Raw genomic sequence first — 1546 nt, 5'->3', positions numbered from 1 at the left:
GGCCCGGGTGCCTCCCGCGCGCGCCGCCGCCTCGCCGCGGCCGGCTCGGCTGTCGGCCGAGGCGCTGGCCGACGCGCTGCGGCCGGTGGCGGACGGCACCGGCGCCGCGGTCTCGGTGGCCGTGCTGGACACCGGGACCGGCGCGAGCGCGCGGTACGGCCACGGCGCGTACGACACCGCCAGCGTCGTCAAGGTCGGCATTCTCGCGGCGCTGCTGCTGCGCGCCCAGGACGCCGGGCGCACCCTGACGGCGTGGGAGCGCCGGCAGGCCGGAGTGATGATCGAGCGCAGCGACAACCGCGCGGCCGACGCCCTGTGGCGCGCGATCGGCGGCGCCGACGGCTTCGACGCGGCCGGTGCCCGGCTCGGGCTGACCGGCACCCGCGGCGGCCGCGGCGGCTCGTGGGGGCTGACCCGGACCACCGCGGCGGACCAGCTGACGCTACTGCGGCGGATCTTCCCCGGCGGGGACGAGCCGTCGGTGCTCGGCGCACGCTCGCGCGCGTACGTCTCCCGCCTCATGGGCGGCGTCGTGCCCGGCCAGGACTGGGGCGTCTCCGCGGCGGCCGGCGACGGTGCGGAGGCGGCGGCCACCCGGCTGAAGAACGGCTGGCTGCCGCGCAGCGCCACCGGCCTGTGGGACGTCAACTCCATCGGCCGGGTGACCGCGGACGGCCGCACCTACCTCCTCGCGGTCCTCTCCCGCGGCCACACCGGCTACGCCCGCGGCGTCGCGGTGGTCGAGGCCGCCGCGCGAGCCGCCGTGCGGGCCGCGGCCCGCACGGCGGCTCGCGCGGCGGCCTCGACCACCGCGACGCCGCGGGCGTAGCCGGTGTGGCCGCGGGAGAGGACCGCGAGGAGGTAGGTGCGGCCGTCCGCGGTCACCCGGCCGATGGAGTTGACGTCCCACAGGCCGGTGGCGCTGCGCGGCAGCCAGCCGTTCTTCAGCCGGGTGGCCGCCGCCTCCGCACCGTCGCCGGCCGCCGCGGAGACGCCCCAGTCCTGGCCGGGCACGACGCCGCCCATGAGGCGGGAGACGTACGCGCGCGAGCGTGCGCCGAGCACCGACGGCTCGTCCCCGCCGGGGAAGATCCGCCGCAGTAGCGTCAGCTGGTCCGCCGCGGTGGTCCGGGTCAGCCCCCACGAGCCGCCGCGGCCGCCGCGGGTGCCGGTCAGCCCGAGCCGGGCACCGGCCGCGTCGAAGCCGTCGGCGCCGCCGATCGCGCGCCACAGGGCGTCGGCCGCGCGGTTGTCGCTGCGCTCGATCATCACTCCGGCCTGCCGGCGCTCCCACGCCGTCAGGGTGCGCCCGGCGTCCTGGGCGCGCAGCAGCAGCGCCGCGAGAATGCCGACCTTGACGACGCTGGCGGTGTCGTACGCGCCGTGGCCGTACCGCGCGCTCGCGCCGGTCCCGGTGTCCAGCACGGCCACCGAGACCGCGGCGCCGGTGCCGTCCGCCACCGGCCGCAGCGCGTCGGCCAGCGCCTCGGCCGACAGCCGAGCCGGCCGCGGCGAGGCGGCGGCGCGCGCGGGAGGCACCCGGGCC

General features: G+C 79.8%; 2 protein-coding genes. One reads left to right on the top strand and one right to left on the bottom strand.

What is annotated here, in order from left to right; translation table 11 throughout:
• Window positions 1–7: 7 nt before the first annotated feature.
• Window positions 8–829, top strand: coding sequence for a serine hydrolase (locus tag RKE29_RS29800; protein ID WP_312008831.1), 822 nt, complete (start codon window positions 8–10; stop codon window positions 827–829).
• Here RKE29_RS29800 and RKE29_RS29795 read toward each other — a convergent pair.
• Entirely contained in the window at window positions 718–1539 is an 822-nt protein-coding gene (locus RKE29_RS29795; protein ID WP_312008831.1) for a serine hydrolase, read from the bottom strand. The genes RKE29_RS29800 and RKE29_RS29795 overlap by 112 nt on opposite strands.
• Window positions 1540–1546: the final 7 nt, after the last annotated feature.

Origin of the sequence: Streptomyces sp. B1866 (genome assembly GCF_031932565.1) — a bacterium.
Lineage (GTDB): Bacteria > Actinomycetota > Actinomycetes > Streptomycetales > Streptomycetaceae > Streptomyces.
Note: the sequence above shows the minus strand (reverse complement) of the source record. Positions and strands in the feature narration are given on the sequence as shown.